At 68.4% G+C, this 829-nt stretch carries 1 protein-coding gene; it reads left to right on the forward strand.

All coding sequences use genetic code 11. The annotated features are described in order from the left end of the window. The coding region (locus tag ACZIRK_RS45295; RefSeq protein ID WP_474419847.1) for an IS256 family transposase at positions 1-829 on the forward strand (829 nt) is incomplete at both ends.

Consider the following 829-nt stretch of genomic DNA (forward strand, 5'->3'; position numbering starts at 1 on the left):
CGGTTCTGCCTTGCGGCAGGGGTCGAGGCGCTGGGCACGATGATGGAGGCGGATGTGGCGGCGGCCTGTGGGCCGCGCCACGGTCGCGATGTAGCACGGCGGGCGCACCGTTGGGGCCGAACGCGGGGACGGATTGGTTTCCACGGCGGCAAGATCGAGGTCGAGCGCCCGCGGGTCCGGGACGTGGACGGCCGCGAGGTCACGATCCCGAGCTGGGACACGGCGGCGCAGGAGAACTGGCTCGGTCGCTGGGCGATGAACCTGATGCTGATCAATGTGTCGACGCGCCGGTTCGGCCGCGCTGTCCGGCTGCCTGAGGGTGACGTGCCGGCACCGCCCGGATCGGGGGTTTCGAAGTCGGCGGCCTCGCGGAGGTTCGTGGCGCTGTCGGCGGCGCGGCTGGCCGACTTCATGGCTGCCGATCTGTCCGCGCTCGACCTTCTGGTGGTCCAAATCGACGGGCTGCATCTCGGCGACGATCTCGTGCTGGTCGCCGCGATCGGGGTTGACGGCCAAGGCAACAAGCATCCGCTGGCGCTGGTGGAAGGGGCGACCGAGAATGCCGCAACGGTTCAGGCCCTGCTGGACAACCTGGTCTCGCGCGGGCTCGACCCGACGGTGCCAAAACTGTTCATCGCCGACGGCGCGAAGGCGTTGTCGAAGGCGATCCGCCGCACCTTCGGTTCGGCCGCTGCGATCCAGCGCTGCCAGATCCACAAGGCCCGCAACATTATGGAACGCTTGCCGAAACAGCATCATGCGGCCACCCGTCGGGTGCTGCGCCAGGCCTGGGAGCTCGATGACGCCGACAAGGCTGAAAAATTGATCC

The organism is Bradyrhizobium sp. Leo114, assembly GCF_055229415.2.